Raw genomic sequence first — 23126 nt, 5'->3', positions numbered from 1 at the left:
ATCTGAAAAGTTAGAGGAACAGTCTCAAGCGCAAACTCTTTAAGACCTGGCACTGCGCGAGTGCTCTTTCCTTCACATCAACCGTGTGCCGAAACCCGCCGGTCCGATACCACTCTGTCCGTGACAGCTTGCGCGATCTTTCGCGCCTGCACGCGGATATCCGGCACGGCGGTTATCTCCCAAAAGCGGCCTGCCGTCAGCGCCCCGGCGGCAAACAGGCCAGGCCAGACCTGCCCGTCCGCGCTTGACAAGCGCGACTGGCCATCGACCTCGACCCCAAGACCAAAGGCGTCGAGCAAAAGCACGCCATCGTCCCGCATGGTTTCCAAAAGCCGTGAATGACCGATCCCCGCCCTCTCCATTCCCGTACAATTAACGACCCAATCGACCTGAAACTCTCCAAGCGTCTCCGTATGCCGACGGCGATAGAGTACGGCGATCCCCTCGTCCTGCTCGTCGAGAGAGCGAAGATAACCAGCATGGATCTCTAGTACGCCGTCAGATAATAGCTTTTCAAAAGCCTTATGCACTTCGGGCGCGATTCGGTGCCGGTGAATGTTCCACCAAGGCAGAGCATGGCGAAGAAACCGGCTTCGCTGCTCAGATGTCAGCCTCTGCCAAAGCAGCTGGGTCTTCGGCCTTAGACCATCCATGACAGTACGCCACGGCGCACCATCTTTCACCTGCTTACGCAGAGCCTGCACTAACCGGCTGATCTCGGTCGAACCTTCTGGTAAGCGCGGATCAGCTGGCGACAGTGGCGGGCTGATATGTGGATGCGGCACAAGTCCGCGGCGGGACAATACGTGGATTGGGCCACGATGTCCCTTTCCTCGAAGCGTCAGGACCTGATCTATCATCGTCAGGCCAGAACCCAGAATACAGATGCGGTCCCCCGCCTTTACTCTCGAAAGCCATCCGGACTGCCAGCAATGCCCGATGATGCGATGCGGCGCGTCGTCATCTTTCGTCAGAGTTTGCACCGGCAAACTTGCCGCGCCGACACCAAGACATAAGACAACATTTTTCGCCCGTAGCTTCTCACCATTCTCCAGTGCAAAAGAGAAACCGCCGTTGCCATCCGGGCGACAGGCTGAAGCCTTGGCACGGATGAAGTCCACCCTCGCCCGCTGATCCCGGCTTCTCAGCAGACTGGCGAGCCTGTCCCTGAGATAGAGGCCGTAATCGCCACGTGAGGCAAAAGCCAATGGATCATTGCCGAGCCCATTCTCCGTCAGCCAATCGAGAAAGTCATCCGGCCTGTCGGGGAATACGCTCATCCGCCCTGCCGGCACATTGAGCCGGTGATAGGGCAACTCGGTACGATAGGCCGTGCCGCGCCCGAAATCCGACTCGTCGCCGACAATGGCGATCAATGCGTCCCCAGGCAGGGATGATAAGAGATGAGCGGCGGTACAGATAGCCGAGAAACCCGAACCGACGATAGCGACATCATAGGACATTCATTCCTCCAACCTGCGACAGCACGAAAGGTAAGGCGGTGGGCGCCGGACCCGTTGATACTCTAGTCGATGAGTAGAGATTAAACACCTGCCAATGTCTACCCTTCACTTTCCGCCGGCGGGATCGCGCCTTGCACATCTGGTGTGAGGAATTCCCAAAGTTAGCCGCGGCAAACATTCGCTTTGGTCACTCCTTGTCAGTTTTAAAGGAAGTCAAAAAAACGCGTCTCAGCCAGAACGAAGATGAAGTTAGCCGCGGCTAACCGAAAAACTCTCACAAAAAGCAAAACTGATTCTTCCACAATGCCTTAGCGGTACTTCTGCATCCGGGAAAAAAGCCTATTGCGCCAAAAAGAGAATCGGCGCTTATATCTCAGTTGCGGAAAAAACCGTCTTTTTCGAAAAAAACCGCAACTGCAATATCGAGCGAAAGTAGATCCATGACACAGAGTGCCGACTCAAGATTTGCTGCAGGGGCACCCGACCTCACGAGCCTTATACAACAGCATTCGGCTGCATTGTCAGCCCAATTGCAGGCGCATAATGCGAATACGTTTTCGCCGCATACCGAAAAGAGTATGCGCCATTTTTCGCCGGCGGAAACCGCCCGGCTGATTGGCATCGGTGAAGCCTATCTTCGTCAGATCGCCGCTGAGCGTCCGGAGCTCGATGCAGCGCAGGCATCCGGTCGTCGTTCCTATTCGGTAGAGGATATGGATGAGATCAGAAAGTTTCTCGATCAGGGCGCGCGCGGCACGCGTCGCTATCTGCCCCACCGTCGCGACGGCGAGGAATTGCAGGTCATCGCCGTGATGAATTTCAAAGGCGGTTCGGGTAAGACCACGACATCCGCGCATCTGGCGCAATATCTGGCGCTGCGCGGTTACCGGGTTCTGGCTATCGATCTCGATCCGCAGGCCAGTCTCTCCGCTCTCTTCGGTCACCAGCCCGAAATGGATGTCGGCCCGAATGAAACGCTCTACGGCGCGATCCGCTACGACGACGAACGCCGGCCGATCGCCGAGATCGTTCGCGGCACCTATATTCCCAACCTTCATATCGTTCCGGGCAATCTGGAGCTTATGGAGTTCGAACATGATACCCCGCGCGCACTGATGCGTCGCGCACCAGGCGACACGCTGTTTTTCGCCCGCATCGGCCAGGCAATCGCCCAGGCCCAGAATTTCTACGACGTCGTGGTCATCGATTGCCCACCGCAACTCGGTTACCTGACGCTTTCGGCGCTGACGGCAGCAACATCGGTTCTCGTGACCGTTCATCCGCAAATGCTTGATGTCATGTCCATGAACCAGTTCCTTGCCATGACTGGCGATCTTCTCGCTGAAATCGGCAGGGCCGGCGCACGCTCCGATTATAACTGGATGCGTTACCTCATCACACGTTTCGAACCGAGCGATGGGCCGCAGAACCAGATGGTGGCTTTCCTGCGCTCGATCTTCGGTGAAAACGTCCTCATTCACCCGATGCTGAAGAGCACGGCCGTTTCGGATGCCGGATTGACCAACCAGACGCTTTTCGAGGTGGAAAGAACCCAGTTCACGCGCTCCACCTATGACCGCGCGCTGGAAGCCATGAACAACGTGAACGCTGAAATCGAGGGATTGATTAAAAAAGCGTGGGGTAGGGCAGCATGAGCAGAAAACAGATTTTCGCCAATCTTGGCACGCCAGGCACAGACAACGATACCACTCCCGAGCGGTCCCGTCCGCGTGTCAGACCCATCCTCGGTTCTCCCGAACTGGTGACGGATGTGTTGAACTCGCCAGTCGGCATGATCGGCCAGTCTCTGAACGAAGTGTCGGAACGCTCCAAGCGTGCTGAAGAGATCGAAAAACGGCTCGCAGAGGGCCTTACGATCGTTTCGCTCAATCCTGCTGATATCGATCCGTCCTTCATACCCGACCGCATGCCAGCCTCAGAAGAGGCGGATGCAGGCCTGGTGGAGGCTATTCGCGAGCAGGGCCAGCAGGTTCCCATTCTGGTGCGCCCTCATCCCGAATTTCCGGGACGTTATCAGGTCGCATTTGGCCATCGCCGTCTGCGCGCCGTTTCCAACCTGGGTATTCCGGTCAAGGCCGTGGTTCGCGATCTCAGCGACGAACAGCTGGTTGTCGCCCAGGGACAGGAAAACAACGAGCGCCGTGACCTAACCTATATCGAAAAGGCGCGCTTCGCCCAGAAACTGCAGATGCGGTTTCCGCGTGATACGATCATGGCGGCGATGTCCCTGCACAAGGGCGATCTTTCCAACATGCTATCGGTTGTCGGTCGCATTCCCGAGGATCTGGTCGATCTTATTGGTCCGGCACCCACCGTCGGTCGCCGTAACTGGATGGATCTCGCAGATCAGCTCTCCTCGTCACAGGTCAAGGAAGCTGCGCGCGCTTATGTAAGGGAGCCATCCGTTGCCGCTCTTCCGTCCGAAGAACGCTTCAAGTCGCTTCTGGATTTTCTGAAACCCAAGGCACAGGCAAAGAAAGCCGGTGTCTGGTCTTCGGAAACTGGCAGCAGACTGGCAAAGGTGGTCGAAAGCGACCGCAAGCTGGATATATCCATCGACAAGAACGAGGCGCCGGAATTTGCCGATTTCGTTCTGGAACATCTTCAGGCGCTGTTTGCCGAATACCGGTCCAAGCAGTGATTGTTAATACCAACGACTAACAGGAGACGCATTACAAAAGAAAAAAGCCCCCGAACGTTGCCGCACGGAAGCCTTTCTTTGATCTAAGCAACCAAAGAATCTCATTTCCGCGAATCATAGTCAAGAGTCTTGGCATCGAATTTTTCGGTGAGCGATTTTCTTTTGCCTTGTGAAAGGTGAAAGACATGGACAGCACATGTGTAACGACGCCCTTTGGGCGGCGAGCGATGTCGTTTGGCGTCCTCGCAACTCAGTTTGCCGCGCAGAAAAACAAAAAGACCGAGGCGGTCGATAAATGGAAACTCTACCGTTCGGTCTGTGAAGCCAGACCATTGCTCGGCGTGACCGATCGTTCTCTCGCGGTCTTGAACGCCCTTCTGAGTTTTTATCCGAAAAATGAACTCTCCAGCGAAGCCGGATTGGTCGTCTTTCCGTCGAATACGCAATTGTCATTGCGAGCACATGGAATGGCAGAACAGACATTGCGCCGACATCTCTCGGCTCTCGTCGAGGCCGGTCTCATCATCCGCAAGGATAGTCCTAACGGAAAACGTTACGCCCGTAAGCACAGGGGCGGGGAAATCAGCGAAGCCTATGGTTTTTCGCTGGCACCGCTTCTCGCCCGCAAATCGGAAATCGAGGAACTTGCCGAACGCATCGTTCGCGAGCGGCTCGACCTTCAGCGGCTTCGTGAAAACATCAGCCTGTGCCGCCGCGATATCCAGAAGCTTTGCGAAATGATAGCCGCCAGCGGTGAAGTCGTAACGTCAGATGGATTCCAGGCGCGCTACAATACCATTGCCCGGTCTCTCGGCCGTAATTCAAAGCCTGTCGAACTCAAGGAAATCGCCGGATTTTTGGTCTCCCTGCGTGCAGAAGTGACCAACTATCTGGAAAATATTGAAAATTCGGAGAAATCGGGCGGCAATGACTGCCAAAATGAGCGCCTCATAAAGAATTCAGAATCCGAATCTATATCTAAACCGCAAAATTTGCGTGAACCGGTAATCGTCGCACCTGCCGACACGACAGTCGTACAGCCAGAATACGCCGTACCCGTCAGTGCAAAGCCGTCATCGCAACAGCCAAAGCCTGTTCTTCATAAGCAATTTTTTGTTCCTGATATTGTTTTGGTTGTGAAGGCTTGCCCGGACATTTCCCTCTATGCACCCGGAGGAGCAGTGACTGGATGGCGTGATCTGGAAGTGGCGACATCAGTCATCAAAACCATGTTCAACGTTAGCCAGTCGGCCTACCAGGACGCCCTCACCACTTTCGGTCGACAGGGAACAGCGGCGATTCTTGCCTGCCTGCTGCAAAAGGCGGACCAGATCAGCTCGCTGGGCGGATATCTGCGCAATCTCACCCGTAAGGCCCACGAGGGCGGGTTTGATCTTCAGGCCATGCTTCTGGCGCAACTGCGGGGTCGAACTGACGGGATAGAGAGAAGCATGGCTGTATGAGTTCTTGAGGACGGACAGAAAATGGCGCCGGCTTGCCGAATTCCCAGTCTGCAGCTACATTGACGCTGTTTCTGCAAGACTCCGAAGATTCGCTGTGAGGCTGCCAGTGTTTACGAACAGACTGTGCTGGCAGGGGTTCCTATGGTTAATGCAAAGTAATGAAAGTTAAGCCTTGATTGACTTTCGTTTGAGTTATTCCATGATTGGTTTCAATCGCTTGAGTCCGGGTATCTTTTAGCGGTAGTGCGATGATACGGGCAGGAAAAGCGCGATTTTTACGCGTTTCTTGCCTGACTAGACTGGGGTAATGCAGATATCTCGATATGGCACGATGTTGGAACTGAACCTTCCCTAAGATTGTGCGTTTCCGTGTCGATGTTGGAAGGGGGCCTTGAGCCTATGGTTTTTCCAGACGATATGGAGCTGGCTGTCGCTGTTTACATGGCGGACATTGCATTGCCTCGAGATACCGCCATCGAAAAGCTCTTGAAGGCGGGACTTGAAGAAGCCGGTTATTTGACCGGAGGTGAGGGGCGGCCGCCGGAAATTATCGACGGGCAACCAAGTTCGGACTATGTGCAATATCGCACATATCTGGACGAGGACAGCTGAAAGACGGCTGGAACCAAACCGGGCGAAGGCTGTTTATGGCGCAGTCAATTGTGACAGGATGTGCCGATGTTCTCCAAGTCCCTCTTTATCGCGACAATTGTCATCTCCGCGACGAGCCACCCGATATTTGCTCAACCATTAGAGGTCAGCATATTGGAACCGACCAAGACCCGTAGCGCCGAATTCTCGCCTGGGGCGACCGCATCGAATTATATTACCGATGTCTCCGGCAAGACAGTGCGTCTGGTAGGACCGCGTTTTTACCCCGACAATGCGCGGGCGCTGCAGTTTCCCGGCCGGGACTCGAATGTTAATTCTTCGGATGAAGCGCAACGCTAACGCGATCGCAATAATTCATATTGACGAACAGGGGCAGAATGGGAACCGAAAGCGAAACGTCCGGGCAGAAACCGGATGCGCAAACCTGGATCAAACAGGACGGGCACGAAGCAGAAAAGGCGACCTTTCCTGAACTGTTCTTCGATCTGGTTTTCGTTTTCGCGCTCATTCAGCTTTCCCATGCGCTAGCAAAGGACTTCGGACCGACAGCGGCGCTTGAGGCGGGCATACTGATATTGTCACTTTGGTGGTTGTGGATACACACCACCTGGATCACCAACCTGCTGAATACCGAAAAGGAGCCTGTCCGGATTCTGCTTTTCGTCCTGATGTTCGGCGGGGTTCTTTTGGCCATCGCGCTGCCGGAGGCTTTTGCGGAACAGGGTTTCGTGTTTGCCCTTATCTACAGTGCCATGCAGGTGGGACGGAGCCTGTTTGCACTTTATGCCTTTAAGGGAGAGGACAGGCAGTCTTTTCTGGTTTTTGTGCGCGTGACGATCTGGCTAGTCGTATCGAGCCTGTTCTGGATGGCTGGTGGGCTTGTCGATCTGACGGATCGAATCCTCCTGTGGGGTATAGCGCTCGCGATAGAATATGCCGGACCCGCTTGTCGTTATGTCGTCCCGGGATTGAAAGCAAGCGATGCGGACAAGCTGCATCTCTCCGGCGAGCATCTTGCGGAGCGCTGTGCGCTTTTCGTCATCATCTGTCTCGGGGAAACGATCCTAACCACCGGCCGCACGGCCACGGAATATATGAATTCTGGCCTCACATTCATCGTCTTTTGTTCGGCCTTCGTCAGCACCGTCACAATGTGGTGGATCTATTTCCATCACGGGCAGGAAGAGGCCTCCAGAAAGGCCGAACATGCCGACGAGAAAGCGAAGATTGCCCAGAATCTTTTCAACTACGGACATTTGCCTATCGTGGCCGGCATCATCCTTACGGCAGTTGGAGAGGATTTCAGCCTGTCCCATGCCCATGAAGGGACGACGATGAGGGAGTCACTCGCCATTCTTGGCGGCCCGATCCTGTTTCTAGCCGGTAATATCGGCGTCAAGATTGCTGCCACCTATCAGCGGCCGATCTCGCATTTTGCCGGAGTAGCGGCGCTCTGCCTGCTTCTGCCGGTGCCGGGCGTGCCGCTTTTTGCGCTGCAACTGGCAAGCACGGGGATTTTGCTGCTGGTGGCGCTGTGGGAATATCTGGCGCTGAAAAAATCAGTCGCCAACGCCTAAGCAGTGGCGAAATCGCGTGCCCTGTCGTTCCACAGCCGCAGGCTGCGGGCATAGGCCTCTTCGAAAGGCAGAACCATATCATTGACCAGCATCAGGGCAATGGCAGCGGTGGAGACGATGATGGTTTCCGCTCTCTCGTCTCTGGCCGCCCCCGTCCAGACGGCGCGCCAATATTCGAAGGTGGTGAACATGGTCGGCATTTCGGCCGGTGGCGTTTCGCGGGCGGGAATGACGAACTCGACATCTTCGCCCTTGGAAAGACCGAAGATCCGGGTGCTGCGGAATGGAGTAAATTGCGCGAAATCCCGCGTATTGCCGAGAATGGCAAGGCTCTCGACGGAAAGCAGCCGCGCCGTATCGCGATGAAGCTCCTGATAGGAGGGCCGGGCGACGCCGATAATGGTGCTTCTGGCGCGAAGCGGATTGAGAAGATGCACGACCGTATTGAGCGGCAGGCGCATTTCCAGAATGCCGTGCAGGCCAAGCAGGCTCTGAAACTGTAACGATAGTCCACCGATCGGCAGATAGGCGATCCCTTGCGAGGCAGTGGCCTTGGCCGCCTGCGAAAGTGAATGGCAGAGCGGTATGCCGCAGGCTTCAGCGGCGAGTTCGAGCTTACCGCCATTTTCTCCCTGGCCCACATGGCCGTGTAACAAGACGCTATATCCCGCCATGGAAACGAGACGCGCGGAATGCAGGAACCAGGGTGCATCGCGATGTTTGGGCGACATATAGGCCGGCCAGTCGAGATCGACCGATGCGGGCGCTTGCTGGTCTCTTTTTATATGGCCCCACATGGCTTCGATAAAACCGGCAAGCTCTGCCGCGGTCACACCGCGATATTGCATGGTCGCAAGCAGCGCTCCTATCTGTATGGGATCTGCATTGCCTTCGAGAATGATCGAAAGCGCGTCCATCGCCTCTTGCTGGCTGAGCGGGCGGCTGTTGCCGATGCCCATCGCCGAGGTCGCTATATATTTGGCGAGCCTGTGCTGCGGATCGGCATTGTGGCCGATGCGGGCAAGGCGGTCCGCTATATTTTCCGGTGTCGGCTGACCTTCCAGAAGAATGCTGGGGCGCAGCGAAAGAGGCGGCGCCTTCATCAGCACCGGCCGTTCCCAGCCGCTAACATTGGCGGCTGCGGGAGCTGCCGCTTTTTCCTGTGAATAATCGATCAGGTTTTCCGCCTCCGCCGCCAGCGAACGAATGCGCAGCCGCATGGTCTCGGCAAAGGGGGTGGGTCGCAAACCCTGGCCGGTGCGTAAGAACAGCTGGTCGCCGTATTTCTCGCGCAGCTGCTGTAATATCCGACTCATCGATGATGTCGGCAGTCCCATGCCTGCCGCTGCGCGGCTGACGCTTCCTTCCCGCAACAACGCATCGAACGCGACAAGTAGTTTCAGCTGACCAAGCCTGTCGGGCTTTGTCGGGGAAGCTGGTTCTTCTTTTCTCTTGCCGGTTGTCATCTTGCTGTTTTTTTACCCCGCCCCCGATTAGAGGGGGCCTTTTTGCAATTTCTGGAATTTAGAACTGTTCGAAAACAAACGCGTTGCGCCAGACCTCCCTCCTAAATAAGTGGGGGTAAATTCTCAAGTTAAATGCGGGGGCGTAACATGGAATTGAAGTACCGCGGGCAGGATATGGCCGCGACGATAATAAAGGCTGGCATTTTCGTCGCTATGGCGGGAACGGCGCTCAGCGTTGCCTTGCCTGCTGTCGCGCAGCAGGCGACCGACGGAACCACCGTTCTTCAGCAGATTGTGGTGACCGCGTCCGGCTTCGAGCAGAATGTAAAGGATGCTCCGGCCAGCATCACGGTTGTGACGCGAGAAGATCTGGAAAAGGGGTCTTATCGCGATTTGACAGACGCCTTGCGCGAAGTTCAGGGCGTGTCTGTCACCGGCATTGCCAATGAGAAGGATATTTTCATTCGCGGATTGCCCGGCGCTTACACGTTGATCCTGGTTGACGGTAAGAGGCAGAGCACGCGCGATGCCCGTACCAATGGTAATTCCGGCTTCGAACAGAGTTTCGTACCGCCGGTTTCGGCGATCGAACGCATCGAGGTCGTGCGCGGCCCGATGTCCTCTCTTTACGGTTCCGATGCCATGGGCGGCGTCATCAACATCATCACCCGCAAGGTTGGCGATGTCTGGTCTGGCTCCGTCACCAGCGAGGGTACGGTTCAGCAACATTCAAAATTCGGTAATAGCGGTCAGGTGTCCTGGTATGCCAATGGGCCGATCCTGAAGGATCGGCTGGGGCTGCAGATCTGGGGCAGGGGCTTCACGCGCGGCGAAGACCGCATATTGAATGGTACGACGGGCGCGAAGGAATATGATTTCAATGGACGTTTGACCTTCACGCCGAATGAGGATCACGACATCTATCTCGAGGCTGGCAAAGCACGGTTGCGCCGCGATGCCGAGTCCGGCGAGACGCTGGCAGCCAATGCAGACGGCACCTACAACACCAATACGCGCGACCATTGGTCATTGTCGCATACCGGCCGGTGGGGACCGACCACGTCTGAATTCTCCTTCCAGCAGGAATGGGCCGAGCGCACCAACTTCACCAGAAACTTTCGCACGGGACGCGTCACTGAAAATCCGCGCTCGCCGGAGGTTCGCAATAGCGTTCTCGACGGCAAGTTCACCACGCCGTTCGAACTGTTCGGCAACCATACGCTCGTCACCGGCGGTCAATATTTCGAGGCACAGCTGAAGGACCAGAATCCGGGACGCCGTACCGGTCGCGACGAAACTTTCTCGGCGACGCAATGGGCGCTCTTCGTCGAGGATGAATGGCGCATCGTCGATAGCTTTGCGCTGACGGGCGGCCTTCGTCTGGATAACCATGAAAAATATGGCAATCATTTCAGCCCGCGCCTTTACGGCGTCTGGAGCGCAACCGACGATCTTACGATCAAGGGCGGCATTTCAACAGGTTTCCGCGCACCGGAAATCCGCCAGATCGCACCGGGTTACGCCTATACGACTGGCGGCGGTGGGTGCACCTATGCCTCGAACGGTACCTGCGGCGTGATCATCGGCGATCCGGGTCTGGAGGCGGAAAAAAGCACGAGTTATGAATTGGCAGCACTCTGGGACAATGGTGATGTTGCCCTCGGTGCCACCTATTTCTACACAGATTTCAAGGACAAGATTTCCAACGCGCTGGTGCTCAATCCGGATGGAACGCCTGCCCGCTGGAGCGAAGATAGCAATTATCGCCTCTGGTACAATTACAATATCGACGACGCGGTCATTCAGGGCATAGAACTGACGGCAGCATGGTATGCGACGCCGGAACTGACATTGCGCGGCAACTATACCTATACGCATTCCGAACAGAAGACGGGCGATTACGAGGGTTTTCCGCTGGCGCGGACGCCGGAGCACATGGCCAATCTGAGAGGCGAATGGGTCACCCCGGTGGACGGGCTGGAAGCCTGGGCCTCGGTGAATTATCACGGATCGGAAATCAATGCGGGTCCGCGCATCGGTACGAACGGCAAACCGGTTACGATCAACGGCAAGGCCGGGCGTAAATATGACGCTTACACCACCCTCGACATCGGGGCGAAATATGCGGTGGCCGAAAATGTCGATCTCAACGCGGCGGTTTACAATGTATTCGACAAGGAAGTCGGCGCTGACGATTTCAACACGGTCATGGAAGGCCGCCGCTTCTGGATCAGCATGACCGCCAAATTCTGATCCGCGATATTTAAGAATTCAGAGGCGCCCGATTGGCGCCTCTTTTTGCCATCCATCCTATTGACCTCAACTATGGTTGAGGAATTATACCGGCTGCTCTCTAGTGTGTTTCCGCGTTTTTCAGAGCGGAGGCCGTTCAGAAAACGGAGCCGGCATGGAAAATACCATCTTTAAACACAGCCTGACGGTTGGGGAGGTTGCGCGTCGTAGTGGCGTCGCCGTTTCCACCATCCATTTTTACGAGGCGAAGGGATTGATCGAAGGCTGGCGCACCAGCGGGAACCAGCGTCGTTATCATCGCGCCGTCCTGCGGCGTATTGCCATTATCCGCATTGCGCAGCGGGCAGGTATCCAGCTCAGCATCATCAGGGACGCCTTGGCGGATTTGCCGCAGGACAGGGTGGCGACGACGGCTGACTGGCGCGTGTTCTCGCAGTCCTGGCGGGAAATGCTACAGCTTCGTATCAACAGCCTGATTATGCTGCGCGACCAGCTTACCGGCTGTATCGGTTGCGGTTGCCTCTCACTCGATGATTGTCCCTTACGCAATCCAAACGATGTTCTGGCCGATGCCGGCGCGGGCCCGCGCCGTCTCGTATCCGTCAAATGAGCAAGGTTTCCGGCTGGCCGCTTTAAAAGCAATTGTTCCTACTCGACGTCGGCCGGAACCCAGACACTGACGTTGCCGCCATTGGTGGAAAACAGACCCTTGCCATGCTCGTCAAGGGTGATCTGTTCGTGACGGTGACCAAGGAAATCGCGCCATACAGCTCCCGCCTGCTCAGGGCCGAGATCTATCTGTTTTTCCGCCGCCTCGCCGTTCGACATCACCACAACGCAGCCCGGCTCATCGGCGGTACCGTGGCGAATAAACGCAACGCAGCTCGGATCGTCGAAAATATCCGTCTGGGCACCGTTGGAAAAGCGGCTGCGTGCCTCGATGAGCTTCGGAAGGCATTCGATAGCCGGCATGACGATCTCATGGTCGTTGCCGTCATTGCCGGTGTCGGTATAGGTCGTACCGAAAAGATCGGGATAAAAGACGCAAGGCACACCTTCTTCGCGCAGCAGAATGATCGCATAGGCCAGAGGCTTGAACCAGGGTTCTACGGGCGCTTCCAGAGATTGCAGCGGCTGCGTGTCGTGGTTGTCGACAAGCGTGACGGCGTGATCTGGAACAGCGGAAAGCAGCGAACCATCGAAGATAGTGCGCATGTCGAAATCGCCGCCCTGCTTGGAAGCGTCATGGAAGCGGTGGTGAAGGGCGACATCGAAAAGCATCAGCTGCTTGTCGACCAGATCGAGATAGCTTTTCAGCGCGTCTATATCGGGGTGCCAATATTCCGCCACAACGAAGAGGTCGGGATTAATCGTGTCGCGCATATGGCCTACCCAGTCGCGGAAGAACCATGCCGGAATATGTTTGGCCGCATCCAGACGGAAACCATCCACCTGCACCTGTTCGGCAAGCCACCGGCCCCAATATTTCAGTTCCTCGTAGACAGCCCTGTTTCGGAATTCGACATCCGCGCCCATGAGATAATCGAAGTTGCCGTTTTCCTCGTCGACCTCTTCATTCCATTCGCCGTCGCCATATTCGTTGACGAGACGGAAAATGCCGTCCTCATCAGGCTCCTCGATGTGGTCGACGCCGCTGAAGCACTTCAGGTCCCAGATGAATTTGGAATGTGTGCCGTTTCGGCCGGGAAAGGTGAAGCGCGTATAGGCGTGCGCCTCGAAATCCTCGTCCTCTATCTCGGTGCGGTCATCGGGATTGACGCGGCGAACCCGCACCTTCTCTCGTTCATCCGCGCCCATCTTGTGATTGAGAACCACGTCGTGAATGACGCGGATGCCGTTTTCCTTCAGCGTCCGACCGGCCTGTTCGAGGGCAGCGCGATCACCGTATTTGGTCGCGACTGTTCCCTTCTGGTCGAATTCGCCAAGGTCGAAGAGATCATAGGTATCGTACCCTACCGAAAAACCGCCCGCAGAACCCTTGTAGGCCGGCGGTAGCCAGACGTCGGTAATACCCATTCGGGCAAGGCTTTCCGCCTTTTCGGCCACCTCGCTCCATAATTTCCCTCCGTCCGGATAGTACCAATGGAAGAATTGAAGCAAGGTGCGTCCGGCCATATTTCCCTCATGATGGTTAGCAGGTCGCGCCATAAACGGCCCGGCGGCGAAAGGGTTCCGCCGCCGTATTGACCAAACTTCGATTGTGAGGGGACCACCTTCCCTGATGGGTCCGGTGGCCTGGTCTATGCGTTATTCCGCAATTTCGAGAAGTGCCGCGCCCGCCTGAAGATAGTCGCCTTCCTTGACGATCAGGCGGACCTTGCCGGCCTTCGTCGCCACGATTTGCGTTTCCATTTTCATGGCTTCCATGACGGCCAGAAGATCGCCTTTGGAAACAGTTTCGCCATCGGTCACCTTGAACGATTGCAAGGTGCCGGAAACGGGAGCGATAATTTCACCTTCCTTCTCCTTGACCGACGCGCCGGGGGCAACGGCATTGCCGCCGCTGACAGCGCCGAGGCCGGAGAGCAGCAGGTTCGGCAGGCCGACAGAAACACGCTTGCCGTCGATTTCCAGAAAGGTGCGCGTGATGGAAGGGTCTTCAGCTGGTGCAGGACGTTCCATCGCGTCAGGCATGGCGGCGAAATCGGTCTCGATCCAGCGGGTATGAACCTTGAAACCGTCGGTGCCGATGAAGTCGTCCGTCTCGATTGCGGCGCGATGGAACGGCAGAACCGTGGCAATGCCTTCGATACGAAATTCTTTCAGCGCGCGGCGCGCGCGGCGCAGAACCTGATCGCGGTCGGTACCCGTAACGATGAGCTTCGCCATCAGCGAGTCGAATACGCCAGGCACGCTGGAGCCGCTGACGACGCCGCTATCCATACGGATGCCGGGGCCGGAAGGAGCATCGAAAATCGAGATCGTGCCGGGTGTTGGCAGGAATCCTCGGCCGGGATCTTCGGCATTGATGCGGAATTCCATAGAGTGGCCGCGCGGTTCCGGCGTTTCAACCACCCGCAGGGTGTGGCCCTCGGCAATGCGGAACTGCTCGATGACGAGATCGATACCGGTGGTTTCCTCGGTAACGGGATGTTCCACCTGCAGGCGCGTATTGACCTCCAGGAAAGAAATCGTGCCATCAACGCCGAGCAGGAATTCGACGGTGCCGGCACCGGAATAGCCCGCGGCGGCACAGATCGCCTTTGCCGCGTCGTGGATTTTTTGTCGCTGTTCGGCAGACAGGAACGGGGCCGGAGCCTCCTCTATCAGCTTCTGGTTTCGACGTTGCAGCGAGCAATCGCGGGTGCCCAGCACCAACACATTGCCGTGCTTGTCGGCCAAAACCTGCGCCTCGATATGGCGGGGCCGGTCGAGGAAGCGTTCGAGAAAGCACTCGCCGCGACCGAAAGCGGCGGTCGCTTCGCGAACGGCGGATTCGTAGAGATCGGCGATCTCTTCCATCTTCCATGCGACCTTCAGGCCGCGCCCACCACCGCCATGCGCTGCCTTGATGGCGACGGGCAGGCCGTATTCTTCGGCAAAAGCGGTGACTTCGGCGGCGGTAGAGACGGGGCCGTCACTGCCGGCGACCAGCGGCGCGCCGACGCTGGTGGCGATGCGCCGCGCTTCCACTTTATCGCCCAGCGCTTCAATGACATGTGGGTCGGGGCCGATCCAGCTAAGGCCGGCATCGATAACCGCCTGCGCAAATTCGGCGCGTTCGGACAAAAAGCCGTAACCGGGATGCACGGCATCCGCGCCGGCGCGTTTGGCAATCGCGATCAGCTTGGCGATATCGAGATAGGTTTCGGCGGGGCGGACGCCTTCCAGCGCATAGGCCTCATCCGCCAACCGAACGAATAGCGCATCCTGATCGGGATCGGCATAAACGGCAACCGATTGCAGGCCGTAATCACGGCATGCGCGGATGATCCGCACCGCGATCTCGCCGCGATTGGCAATCAGCACTTTTTTCATCGCTATTCTCCCTACAGACTTTTAGCCGCCGCGATTTCGGCAAAAGGGCCGATCGGGCGGAACTTGATTTTGGCATTGACGGGGATTTGCCCCGCAAGATCGAGATGGTATTCCGCGACCGCGCCGATGACGGGATAGCCGCCAGTCAACGGGTGGTCGGCAAGGAAGAGAACGGGCTGGCCGCTATGGGGAATCTGGATTGCTCCGGTGGCCGTGCCTTCGCTCGGCAATTCGGCACTGTCCCTGCGCTCCATCGGCACTTCGCCGGCAAGGCGGATGCCGACGCGGTTCGATTGCGGCGTGACCTGCCAGAGCTGGCCGGTCAGCGTATCGAGGCCCTTTTGCGTGAACCAGTCGGTACGCGGTCCGAGAACCACGTCGAGCGTCACAATATCGCCGGTTGCCGGCGGATCGAAGGCCGGAGCCTCGTCGACAGACACGCTGGAAAGTCCTGTCTTTTCGCCCTTCAGCGGCAGAGTAGTGCCCGCAGTCACGCTTTCTGGACCGACTACGGCGAGCGTATCCGTCGCATAGCTGCCCAGCACGGGCTCGACATCGAACCCGCCACGCACAGCAAGATAACAGCGCATGCCCTTCGGCGGCTGACCCAGGGTTACGATATCGCCGGGTTCGAGAGACACGGGAACATGGGTTTGTGCGGTGAAACTGCGATCTGCGGTCTTGACGGTGATGGGGCAGGGCGCGCCCGCAATGCCGATGACAGCGCGGCTCGTGCTTTTGAAGGAAAAGCCGCCGAGCGTCAGCTCGAGACACGGCGAGTTAACGGGATTGCCGACGATACGGTTGGCGGCGTTAAACGCGCCACGATCCAGTGCGCCGGAGGCGGAGACGCCCTGTCCGGTTTGGCCGAAGCGGCCGAGATCCTGAAAAATGGCGGGCATGGGGGCCGCGAGCACCTCGAAATGCGGGCCTTCTCTTGTCATCTCAGGGCGGGCGGTGCGCGGCGCTGAGGTGGGAACATCAACCGTTCTTCCGGCCTTGTCCATATCGAAGAAACGCACGCGATAACCCGGCTGGAAAAGCGCGCCGGGATCACGGTCTATATCCCACATCTTCACCGGTGTGGTGCCGATGATCTGCCAGCCGCCGGGGCTGTTTTGCGGATAGACGCCGCTGAAGGCGCCTGCCAGCGCCACCGAACCCGCCGGAATGCGGGTACGCGGGCTTTGCCGGCGCGGCACGTGAAGAGCCGTATCGCCGCCAACCAGATAACCGAAGCCGGGCGCGAAACCGCAGAAGGCCACGGTGAATTCGCTTTCGGTATGGCGGCGGATGACTTCGTCGACGCTCATGCCGGTCAGTTCGGCAACGTCGGCCAGATCTTCGCCGTTATAATGGACGGGGATTTCCACCAGATTGTCCGAGGGCGCGATTTTTGCGGAGAGATCGCGGCTGGAAAGCCGTGCAACCAGCGCCTCTGCGCCAATCTTTTCGGGGCGGAAACGGATCATCAGGGTGCGGGCAGCCGGAACCGTTTCGTCGATGCCCTCAATCGGATCGTTCTGAAGCGAGGCGAACAGCGCCAGCGTTTCATCGAGATCGGCAAGTTCGACGAGAATGGTGGTGAGGCTGACGGGGAGAAAACGCATCATATCCTCACGCGTGATAGGCAGAATCGGGAATGTCGGTGATGAACATGTGCCCGGGCGCATGGGTAATCGCGAACGGCACGCCGGACGCCATGACTGCAGCCTGAGGCGTCACGCCGCAGGCCCAGAAAACTGGAACCTCGCCGGGTTCGATCCGCACCGCATCACCGAAATCCGGCTTCGCGAGATCCGATATGCCGATTTCTTCCGGCGCGCCGACATGCACCGGCGCACCGTGAACCGCCGGAAAACGTCCTGAAATTGTCGCGGCATCGGCCACGCGCGAAGCCGGGATCGGTCGCATGGAAACGACCATGTTGCCCTTAAATCGGCCGGCCGGCCGGCAGGGGCGGTTGGTCAGATACATCGGAACGTTGCTTTTGTCGGTCATGTGACGGATTTCGATACCCGCTTCGACCATCGGCGTTTCAAAGGTAAAGCTGCAACCGATCAGGAAAGCGACGAGATCGTCACGCTCTGCCCATGCGGCGGTCGCATCCGCCGTTTCCTCGGCAAGTTTGCCGTCCCGCCAGATACGGTAAAGCGGTAGGTCGGTCCTGAGATCGGCACCGGGGGCAAGAAGCGTGGTTGGTGAGCCGGGATCTGAAACATCGAGCACCGGGCAGGGCTTGGGATTACGCTGCGCATAAAGCAGGAAATCGAAGGCCCAGTCGCGCGGCAGCACGATCATGTTGGCCTGCGTGAAACCGGGAGCGATGCCGGAGGTCGGTGCAACGAGGCCGCCACGATAATCGGCGCGGGCCGTCCGGGCGGCATCCGCATTGGTGTGGCTCAGAAAGGATAAGGGTATCGTCATTGGTCGCCCTTTTAGAGAATGGATGCAAAAGAGCGGATTTCGATGCCCTCGGCTTCGAAACGGCGGCGGATTTCCTGGGCGATCGCCACCGCGCCGGGGCTGTCGCCATGCACGCAGATGGATTGTGCTTCGATCTTGATGCTGCTGCCGTCGATGGCTTCGAGTGTTCCTTCGCGGGCAAGCTGCACCATCCGGTCGGCGATTTTGGCAGCGTCGTGCAGTACGGCGCCCGCCTCGCGGCGCGAGACGAGTTGGCCTTCTGGCGTATAGGCGCGGTCAGCGAAGGCTTCCGCGACGACGGCAAGGCCTGCCTTGCGGGCGAGATCGAGGATGGGCGCATTGGCAAGGCCCATCAGCATCAGCGAGGCATCGACGGCCTTTATACCGTCGATGACCGCTTGTCCCTGTTTCGCGTCATTGGCGATGCGGTTGTAAAGCGCGCCATGTGGCTTCACGTAACGCACCGTGGTTCCGGCTGCGGCGGCGACACCCTTTAGTGCACCGATCTGGTAGATGACATCGGCGATCAGCTCTTCGGAGGTCACATCCAGATCGCGGCGGCCAAAGCCGACGCGGTCCGGGTAGGAAACATGGGCCCCGACGACCACGCCTTTTTCGGCAGCGGCCTTGACGGTGCGGTAAATCCCGGCCGGGTCACCTGCGTGAAATCCGCAGGCGATATTGGCGCTGGAAACGATGGCAAGCATCGCCTCGTCGTCTCCCATGCGCCACGCGCCGTAACTTTCGCCAAGATCGCTGTTGAGATCGATAGCGGCCATGTTTGCCTCCCTTTAGAGCATTTCCAGCAAAAGTGCGTAGCGGTTTTGCTTCGGGAAAATGCGTAATAACAAATATATAGAGCGTTTCCGCTTTTCTCCGAAATGCGGAAACGCTCTAGTTTATTAGAGGCCGAGCAGGCCGAAAATGGTGCCGGCGGACTTGTAGCCCATGTACCACGTCAATGCGCATGTCAGAACGCCAAGCCCGAGCAGAATGCGCGAGTAGCGATGGCCGCCCATCAGGTCTTCGCGCTTCCATGCGGCAAACAGGAAGATGCTGAGGCCGATGGGCAGGATAAGACCGTTCAGGCCGCCGACGAAGACCAGCATGGCGGCGGGCGGCGTCGTGATGAGCAGGTAGCAGACGAGCGAGACAGCGATGAAGATGACCGTCGCCATGTTGCGGGCGCGTTCCGTCATGTCCTGCTTGAACACGGGCAGGAACGAGACGGAGGTATACGCCGCGCCGATGACGCTCGTGATGGCCGCAGCCCAGAAGATGATGCCGAATAGGCGGAAGCCGAGATCGCCCGCGGCCGACCGGAAAGCCTGTGCGGCGGGATTGGCGGCCTGGCCCGATGTATCGATGACGACGCCGCTGGCGACAACGCCGAGAATGGCGAGGAACAGCACGTAACGCATGATGCCGGTGACAGCGATGCCGGTCAGAGCGGCGCGGTTTACCGCGGGCAGGTTTTCAATGCCGACCATTCCCCGGTCCAGCAGACGGTGCGCGCCGGAATAGGTGATGTAGCCGCCAACGGTGCCGCCGACGATGGTGGTGATGGTCGCGAAATTGATTGTGTCCGGCAGGAATGTCTGGCGGAAGGCATCACCGACCGGCGGCGCGGATACGAATGCAACGTAGAGCGTCAGCACGATCATCAGGATACCGGCGAAAATGATGAACCGGTCGACGGCGAGGCCAGCCCGTTTGGAAACGAAAATGGCGATGGAAAAGATTGCGCTGATGGCGCCGCCGATTTTCGGATCGAGCCCGAAGATGGCGTTCAGGCCGAGGCCGGTGCCGCCAATATTGCCGATATTAAAGAAAAGGCCGCCGATGATGACGAGAATGGCGAGAAGATAGCCGGAGCCCGGAATGGCAGCATTGGCGATGTCGGACGCACGCATGCGCGTCAGCGTTACGATGCGCCAGATGTTGAGCTGAACGACGAAGTCTATGAGGATGGAAGCAAGAATGCCGAAGGCGAATGCGGCACCAAGCTGCATGGTGAATGTCGCCGTCTGCGTGATGAAGCCGGGACCGATGGCAGATGTTGCCATCAGGAAGATTGCTCCCAGAAGAGATGCACGTTTTGACATTTTGAGATCGGCAGTCGGGGTGAGCTTTTTCTGCTCCATGGATTTTCTCCGCTCCTGTCGCAATCCGCCCCTCGCGGATGCTTTATGCCACCGATCTTGTCTTGTTCCGTGAGATTGTCAATATTGTTCAACAATAAATGATAATCGTTCTTTTATTTTGTCTATTTGTTGGACGTTATGAGTATGAATTCATCACGTTTTTTTGGCGCTTTGCTGAAGCTTTGTGCTATGGGCAATCATGCCGTGTCCGAACATGCCTGTCACGGAATTCCCAACGTTGCATTGCTCTTAAGGAAAGCGCCATGACGGAAACGATAGAGGGTCTGCCGCTTGCGGATCGATTGGCAAAGGGTATTCGCACCCTGCTGATCTCCGGTGAACTGATGCCGGGCCAGCGTCTTTCGGAAGCAGCCTTCAGCGAACGTTTCGAGGTCTCCCGCAATTCGCTGCGTGAAGCCTTTCGTCTCCTGACCAAGGATGGTCTGCTGCGTCACGAGGCCAATCGCGGCGTTTTTGTCGCCGTTCCCACCCTGGCTTCAGTGATTGATATTTACAGGGTGCGGCGCATGGTGGAATGCGGGGCGCTGCGTCAGGCCTGGCACAAGCACCCGGCCATCCGGACAATGCGCACGGCGGTCGATGATGCCAGGATAAAGCGCGACCAGGCAGACTGGTTAGGCGTGGGTAGCGCCAACATGAAGTTTCACGCCGCCGTGGTCGACCTTCTCGACAGCGCTCGTCTCAGCGATTTTTACGAGCGAATCGCCGCTGAGCTCAGGCTTTGTTTCGGCCTGCTGAAAGACCCGGAACAGCTCCATTCCCCCTTTGTGGACATGAACAGCAAGATCCTGTCACTGATGGAAGAGGGCAAGGCGGCTGAGGCCGGTGACGAGATGGAAATCTATCTCAATCTTTCCGAGCGGACGGTTTTGAAGGCGCTCGAACGGGCGTCCTGAGAAATCAGGCGGAGCGGGATGAAAACGTCCCTTTCACGTCCGCTCCATTTTTATATAGGCGCCTGATTGCCAAGTTTGTTGCGGTGCGTCATCAATGCCGACATGACGCTTCGCGACCTCACCATTCTCGTTATAGACGAAAACGCGATCCGCGCCTCGATCATCGAGGAGGGGCTGCGCGAGGCCGGGTATAATCGCGTGACGCTCATCCATGAGGTGCACGGCGTGGCGCGGACCATCGAGACGCTGCAGCCCGATGTCATCTTCATCGACCTTGAAAATCCCAATCGCGACATGATGGAGCATCTGTTTCAGTTGACACGCACGGTCGGCCGGCCGATCGCCATGTTTGTCGACCGCTCCGATACCGCGTCCATCGAGGCGGCCGTTGAGGCCGGTGTTTCCGCCTATGTCGTTGACGGGCTGAAGAAAGAACGCGTCAAACCCATCCTCGATATGGCAGTCAGCCGCTTCAACGCTTTCAGCCGTCTGCGACAGGAACTTGCCGAAGCAAAATCGGCGCTTGAGGAGCGCAAGGTCATCGAGCGCGCCAAAGGCATTTTGATGAAAATGCGTGGCCTGTCCGAAGAGGAGGCTTTTGCGCTTCTGCGGCAAACGGCGATGAACGAGAAAAAGAAAATATCCGAGATCGCGCAAAGCGTGGTCACCGCGGCCGGTCTGTTGATGTAACGAACCCGCCGGCGGGACAGTCGAGGAGTGTATGATATGGCGGCACAGGAAAAATCGGCCGGTTCAAAAGCGGGCGCGCCGGCAATCGTTGGCAGCGACCGGCAAAAAATCCTGCGGGCAGGTTTTATTCCTCTTGTCGATGCGTCCGTCCTCATTGCTGCGGCGGAATTCGGCTTTGCCGAGCGCGAAGGCCTGACGCTCGATCTCGTCAAGGATGTGTCCTGGGCGAATGTGCGCGACCGGCTGGCATTCCGGCAATTCGACATTGCCCATATGCTGTCGCCGATGCCGGTTGCCTCCATGCTCGGACTCGGCTCCAACCCTTCGCCGACGATCACGCCGTTTTCACTTGGGCGCGGCGGCAATGCGATAACGCTTTCGACGCGGCTTTTTGCCCGGATGAAGGCGTTGACGGGGCTTTCCGAAACGGCGGGGGCGCTGGAAAATGCGAAGGCCTTAAAGCAGGTGCTGGATGACATGCGAGCGCGGGGCGAAGCTACACCGACGCTCGGCATGACCTACCCGTTTTCCTCGCACAATTACGAATTTCGCTATTGGCTCGCCGCTGGTGGCATTCATCCCGATCACGACGTCAAACTGGTGGTCGTACCACCGCCATTGACGTCGGATGCATTGGCGGCGGGCGCCATAGATGGTTTCTGTGTCGGTGCGCCGTGGAACATCGTTGCCGCCGAGCGCGGTGTGGGCAGGATCGTCGCTGCCAAGCAGGATTTGTGGCCGTCTGCGCCGGAAAAAGTGATCGGGATGCGGCCTGAATGGGCTGAAAGCCAGCAGGAAACGGTCAGCCGGCTGCTGATGGCGCTCGATGCCGCCGCGCGTTGGTGCGACCTTGCGGAAAATCACGATGATCTGAGCAGGACACTTGCCGATCCGCGTTATATCGGTGCGCCGCAAAGCATCATCCGCCATGTGCTTGCCGGTGAATTCAACATCGACAGCCAGGGCAACCGCCGGGTCATCGACAAATATTTCCTCTTCCACGGCGGCCATGCCAATTATCCGCGCCAGAGCCAGGCATTGTGGATTTACAGCCAGATGATCCGCTGGGGGCAGACGGAGTTTTCGCAAGTTGGTGTGGAGGCCACCCTGTCCGCTTACCGTCCAGATATTTATCGGGCGGCACTGGGCGATGCCAATGCGCCCGATGATGCCGATATTCGAGTCGAAGGGCAGGAGGCGGGTGACCGGTTCGTGGACGGTTTTGTTTTCGATCCCGCAGACATTGCTGGCTATGTGAATGGCTTTTCCGTGCGCAGTTCTGCCCCGTTTTCCATCTCCCAAGGCGAGGCCTGACAGCGGTCGGCCGGGCAAGCTGCGCAAATTTCAAGCGCGGAATTTATCCATTTGCGCAAACCATAGACAAAATTCCTACTGATTAAAATTTAATCGTCCGATTCAATCTCGGAAATTCCGTTTTTTTCCAAGGCGATAG

General features: G+C 57.6%; 19 protein-coding genes. 11 read left to right on the top strand and 8 right to left on the bottom strand.

Annotated elements, in window-relative coordinates; genetic code table 11:
- Nucleotides 1-77 precede the first annotated feature (77 nt).
- The gene (locus ACQZ45_RS14155; RefSeq protein WP_025595295.1) at nt 78-1463 is read right to left on the bottom strand and encodes an FAD/NAD(P)-binding protein; all 1386 of its coding nucleotides are present in this window, start codon (nt 1461-1463) and stop codon (nt 78-80) included.
- 440 nt (nt 1464-1903) lie between these two features.
- Between ACQZ45_RS14155 and repA the strand changes: the two genes are divergently transcribed.
- From repA to ACQZ45_RS14125, 6 genes are all read left to right on the top strand, one after another.
- A complete protein-coding gene (gene repA / locus ACQZ45_RS14150) occupies nt 1904-3118 on the top strand; it encodes a plasmid partitioning protein RepA (RefSeq protein ID WP_029658853.1) in 1215 nt (404 codons plus the stop codon).
- A complete protein-coding gene (gene repB / locus ACQZ45_RS14145) occupies nt 3115-4125 on the top strand; it encodes a plasmid partitioning protein RepB (protein WP_003511631.1) in 1011 nt (336 codons plus the stop codon). Before repA ends, repB begins: the two co-directional genes overlap by 4 nt.
- Nucleotides 4126-4310: 185 nt before the next feature.
- Nucleotides 4311-5588, top strand: coding sequence for a plasmid replication protein RepC (gene repC, locus ACQZ45_RS14140; protein WP_081307429.1), 1278 nt, complete (start codon nt 4311-4313; stop codon nt 5586-5588).
- Between the two features lie 399 nt (nt 5589-5987).
- The gene (locus ACQZ45_RS14135; RefSeq protein ID WP_019565010.1) at nt 5988-6200 is read left to right on the top strand and encodes a hypothetical protein; all 213 of its coding nucleotides are present in this window, start codon (nt 5988-5990) and stop codon (nt 6198-6200) included.
- A 66-nt stretch (nt 6201-6266) separates the two neighbouring features.
- A complete protein-coding gene (locus ACQZ45_RS14130; protein WP_025595298.1) occupies nt 6267-6539 on the top strand; it encodes a hypothetical protein in 273 nt (90 codons plus the stop codon).
- Nucleotides 6540-6577: 38 nt separating this feature from the next.
- Entirely contained in the window at nt 6578-7777 is a 1200-nt protein-coding gene (locus ACQZ45_RS14125) for a low temperature requirement protein A (protein ID WP_019565008.1), read from the top strand.
- Here ACQZ45_RS14125 and ACQZ45_RS14120 read toward each other — a convergent pair.
- Nucleotides 7774-9243 carry a glycosyl transferase family protein gene (locus ACQZ45_RS14120; RefSeq protein ID WP_060642495.1) on the bottom strand — a complete coding sequence of 490 codons (1470 nt, stop codon included), beginning with the start codon at nt 9241-9243 and terminating at the stop codon, nt 7774-7776. The genes ACQZ45_RS14125 and ACQZ45_RS14120 overlap by 4 nt on opposite strands.
- 147 nt (nt 9244-9390) lie before the next feature.
- Here ACQZ45_RS14120 and ACQZ45_RS14115 point away from each other — a divergent pair, with 147 nt between their 5' ends.
- Both ACQZ45_RS14115 and soxR read left to right on the top strand, forming a co-directional pair.
- Complete coding sequence (locus tag ACQZ45_RS14115; protein WP_025595301.1) at nt 9391-11496, top strand: TonB-dependent receptor plug domain-containing protein; 2106 nt, start codon at nt 9391-9393, stop codon at nt 11494-11496.
- A gap of 154 nt (nt 11497-11650) precedes the next feature.
- The gene (soxR, locus tag ACQZ45_RS14110) at nt 11651-12106 is read left to right on the top strand and encodes a redox-sensitive transcriptional activator SoxR (protein ID WP_003511623.1); all 456 of its coding nucleotides are present in this window, start codon (nt 11651-11653) and stop codon (nt 12104-12106) included.
- 38 nt (nt 12107-12144) lie between these two features.
- On the opposite strand, the gene amyA is transcribed toward soxR, so the two are convergent.
- From amyA to ACQZ45_RS14080, 6 genes are all read right to left on the bottom strand, one after another.
- Nucleotides 12145-13632 carry an alpha-amylase gene (amyA, locus tag ACQZ45_RS14105; RefSeq protein ID WP_025595302.1) on the bottom strand — a complete coding sequence of 496 codons (1488 nt, stop codon included), beginning with the start codon at nt 13630-13632 and terminating at the stop codon, nt 12145-12147.
- 132 nt (nt 13633-13764) lie between these two features.
- Nucleotides 13765-15495 carry an acetyl/propionyl/methylcrotonyl-CoA carboxylase subunit alpha gene (locus ACQZ45_RS14100; protein ID WP_025595303.1) on the bottom strand — a complete coding sequence of 577 codons (1731 nt, stop codon included), beginning with the start codon at nt 15493-15495 and terminating at the stop codon, nt 13765-13767.
- Nucleotides 15496-15506: 11 nt separating this feature from the next.
- Nucleotides 15507-17105 carry a 5-oxoprolinase subunit B/C family protein gene (locus ACQZ45_RS14095; protein ID WP_025595304.1) on the bottom strand — a complete coding sequence of 533 codons (1599 nt, stop codon included), beginning with the start codon at nt 17103-17105 and terminating at the stop codon, nt 15507-15509.
- A 7-nt stretch (nt 17106-17112) separates the two neighbouring features.
- Nucleotides 17113-17922: a putative hydro-lyase gene (locus ACQZ45_RS14090; RefSeq protein WP_003511619.1), complete on the bottom strand. Its 810-nt coding sequence runs from the start codon at nt 17920-17922 to the stop codon at nt 17113-17115.
- A gap of 11 nt (nt 17923-17933) precedes the next feature.
- On the bottom strand, nt 17934-18701 hold the full coding sequence (locus tag ACQZ45_RS14085) for a LamB/YcsF family protein (RefSeq protein ID WP_025595305.1): 768 nt from the start codon (nt 18699-18701) through the stop codon (nt 17934-17936).
- 123 nt (nt 18702-18824) lie between these two features.
- Entirely contained in the window at nt 18825-20066 is a 1242-nt protein-coding gene (locus ACQZ45_RS14080; protein WP_003511614.1) for an NRAMP family divalent metal transporter, read from the bottom strand.
- A gap of 263 nt (nt 20067-20329) precedes the next feature.
- Between ACQZ45_RS14080 and ACQZ45_RS14075 the strand changes: the two genes are divergently transcribed.
- The 3 genes from ACQZ45_RS14075 (at nt 20330) to ACQZ45_RS14065 (ending at nt 22987) form a co-directional block, all read left to right on the top strand.
- Nucleotides 20330-20983: a GntR family transcriptional regulator gene (locus ACQZ45_RS14075; protein WP_003511611.1), complete on the top strand. Its 654-nt coding sequence runs from the start codon at nt 20330-20332 to the stop codon at nt 20981-20983.
- Between the two features lie 102 nt (nt 20984-21085).
- On the top strand, nt 21086-21673 hold the full coding sequence (locus ACQZ45_RS14070; protein WP_003511609.1) for an ANTAR domain-containing response regulator: 588 nt from the start codon (nt 21086-21088) through the stop codon (nt 21671-21673).
- Nucleotides 21674-21709: 36 nt separating this feature from the next.
- The gene (locus ACQZ45_RS14065; protein WP_025595306.1) at nt 21710-22987 is read left to right on the top strand and encodes a CmpA/NrtA family ABC transporter substrate-binding protein; all 1278 of its coding nucleotides are present in this window, start codon (nt 21710-21712) and stop codon (nt 22985-22987) included.
- Nucleotides 22988-23126: the final 139 nt, after the last annotated feature.

It is taken from the genome of Agrobacterium sp. 16-2014-1-2a (assembly GCF_053522705.1).
The sequence above is the reverse complement of the archived record's forward strand: the minus strand, read 5'-3'. Positions and strand labels throughout refer to the sequence as shown.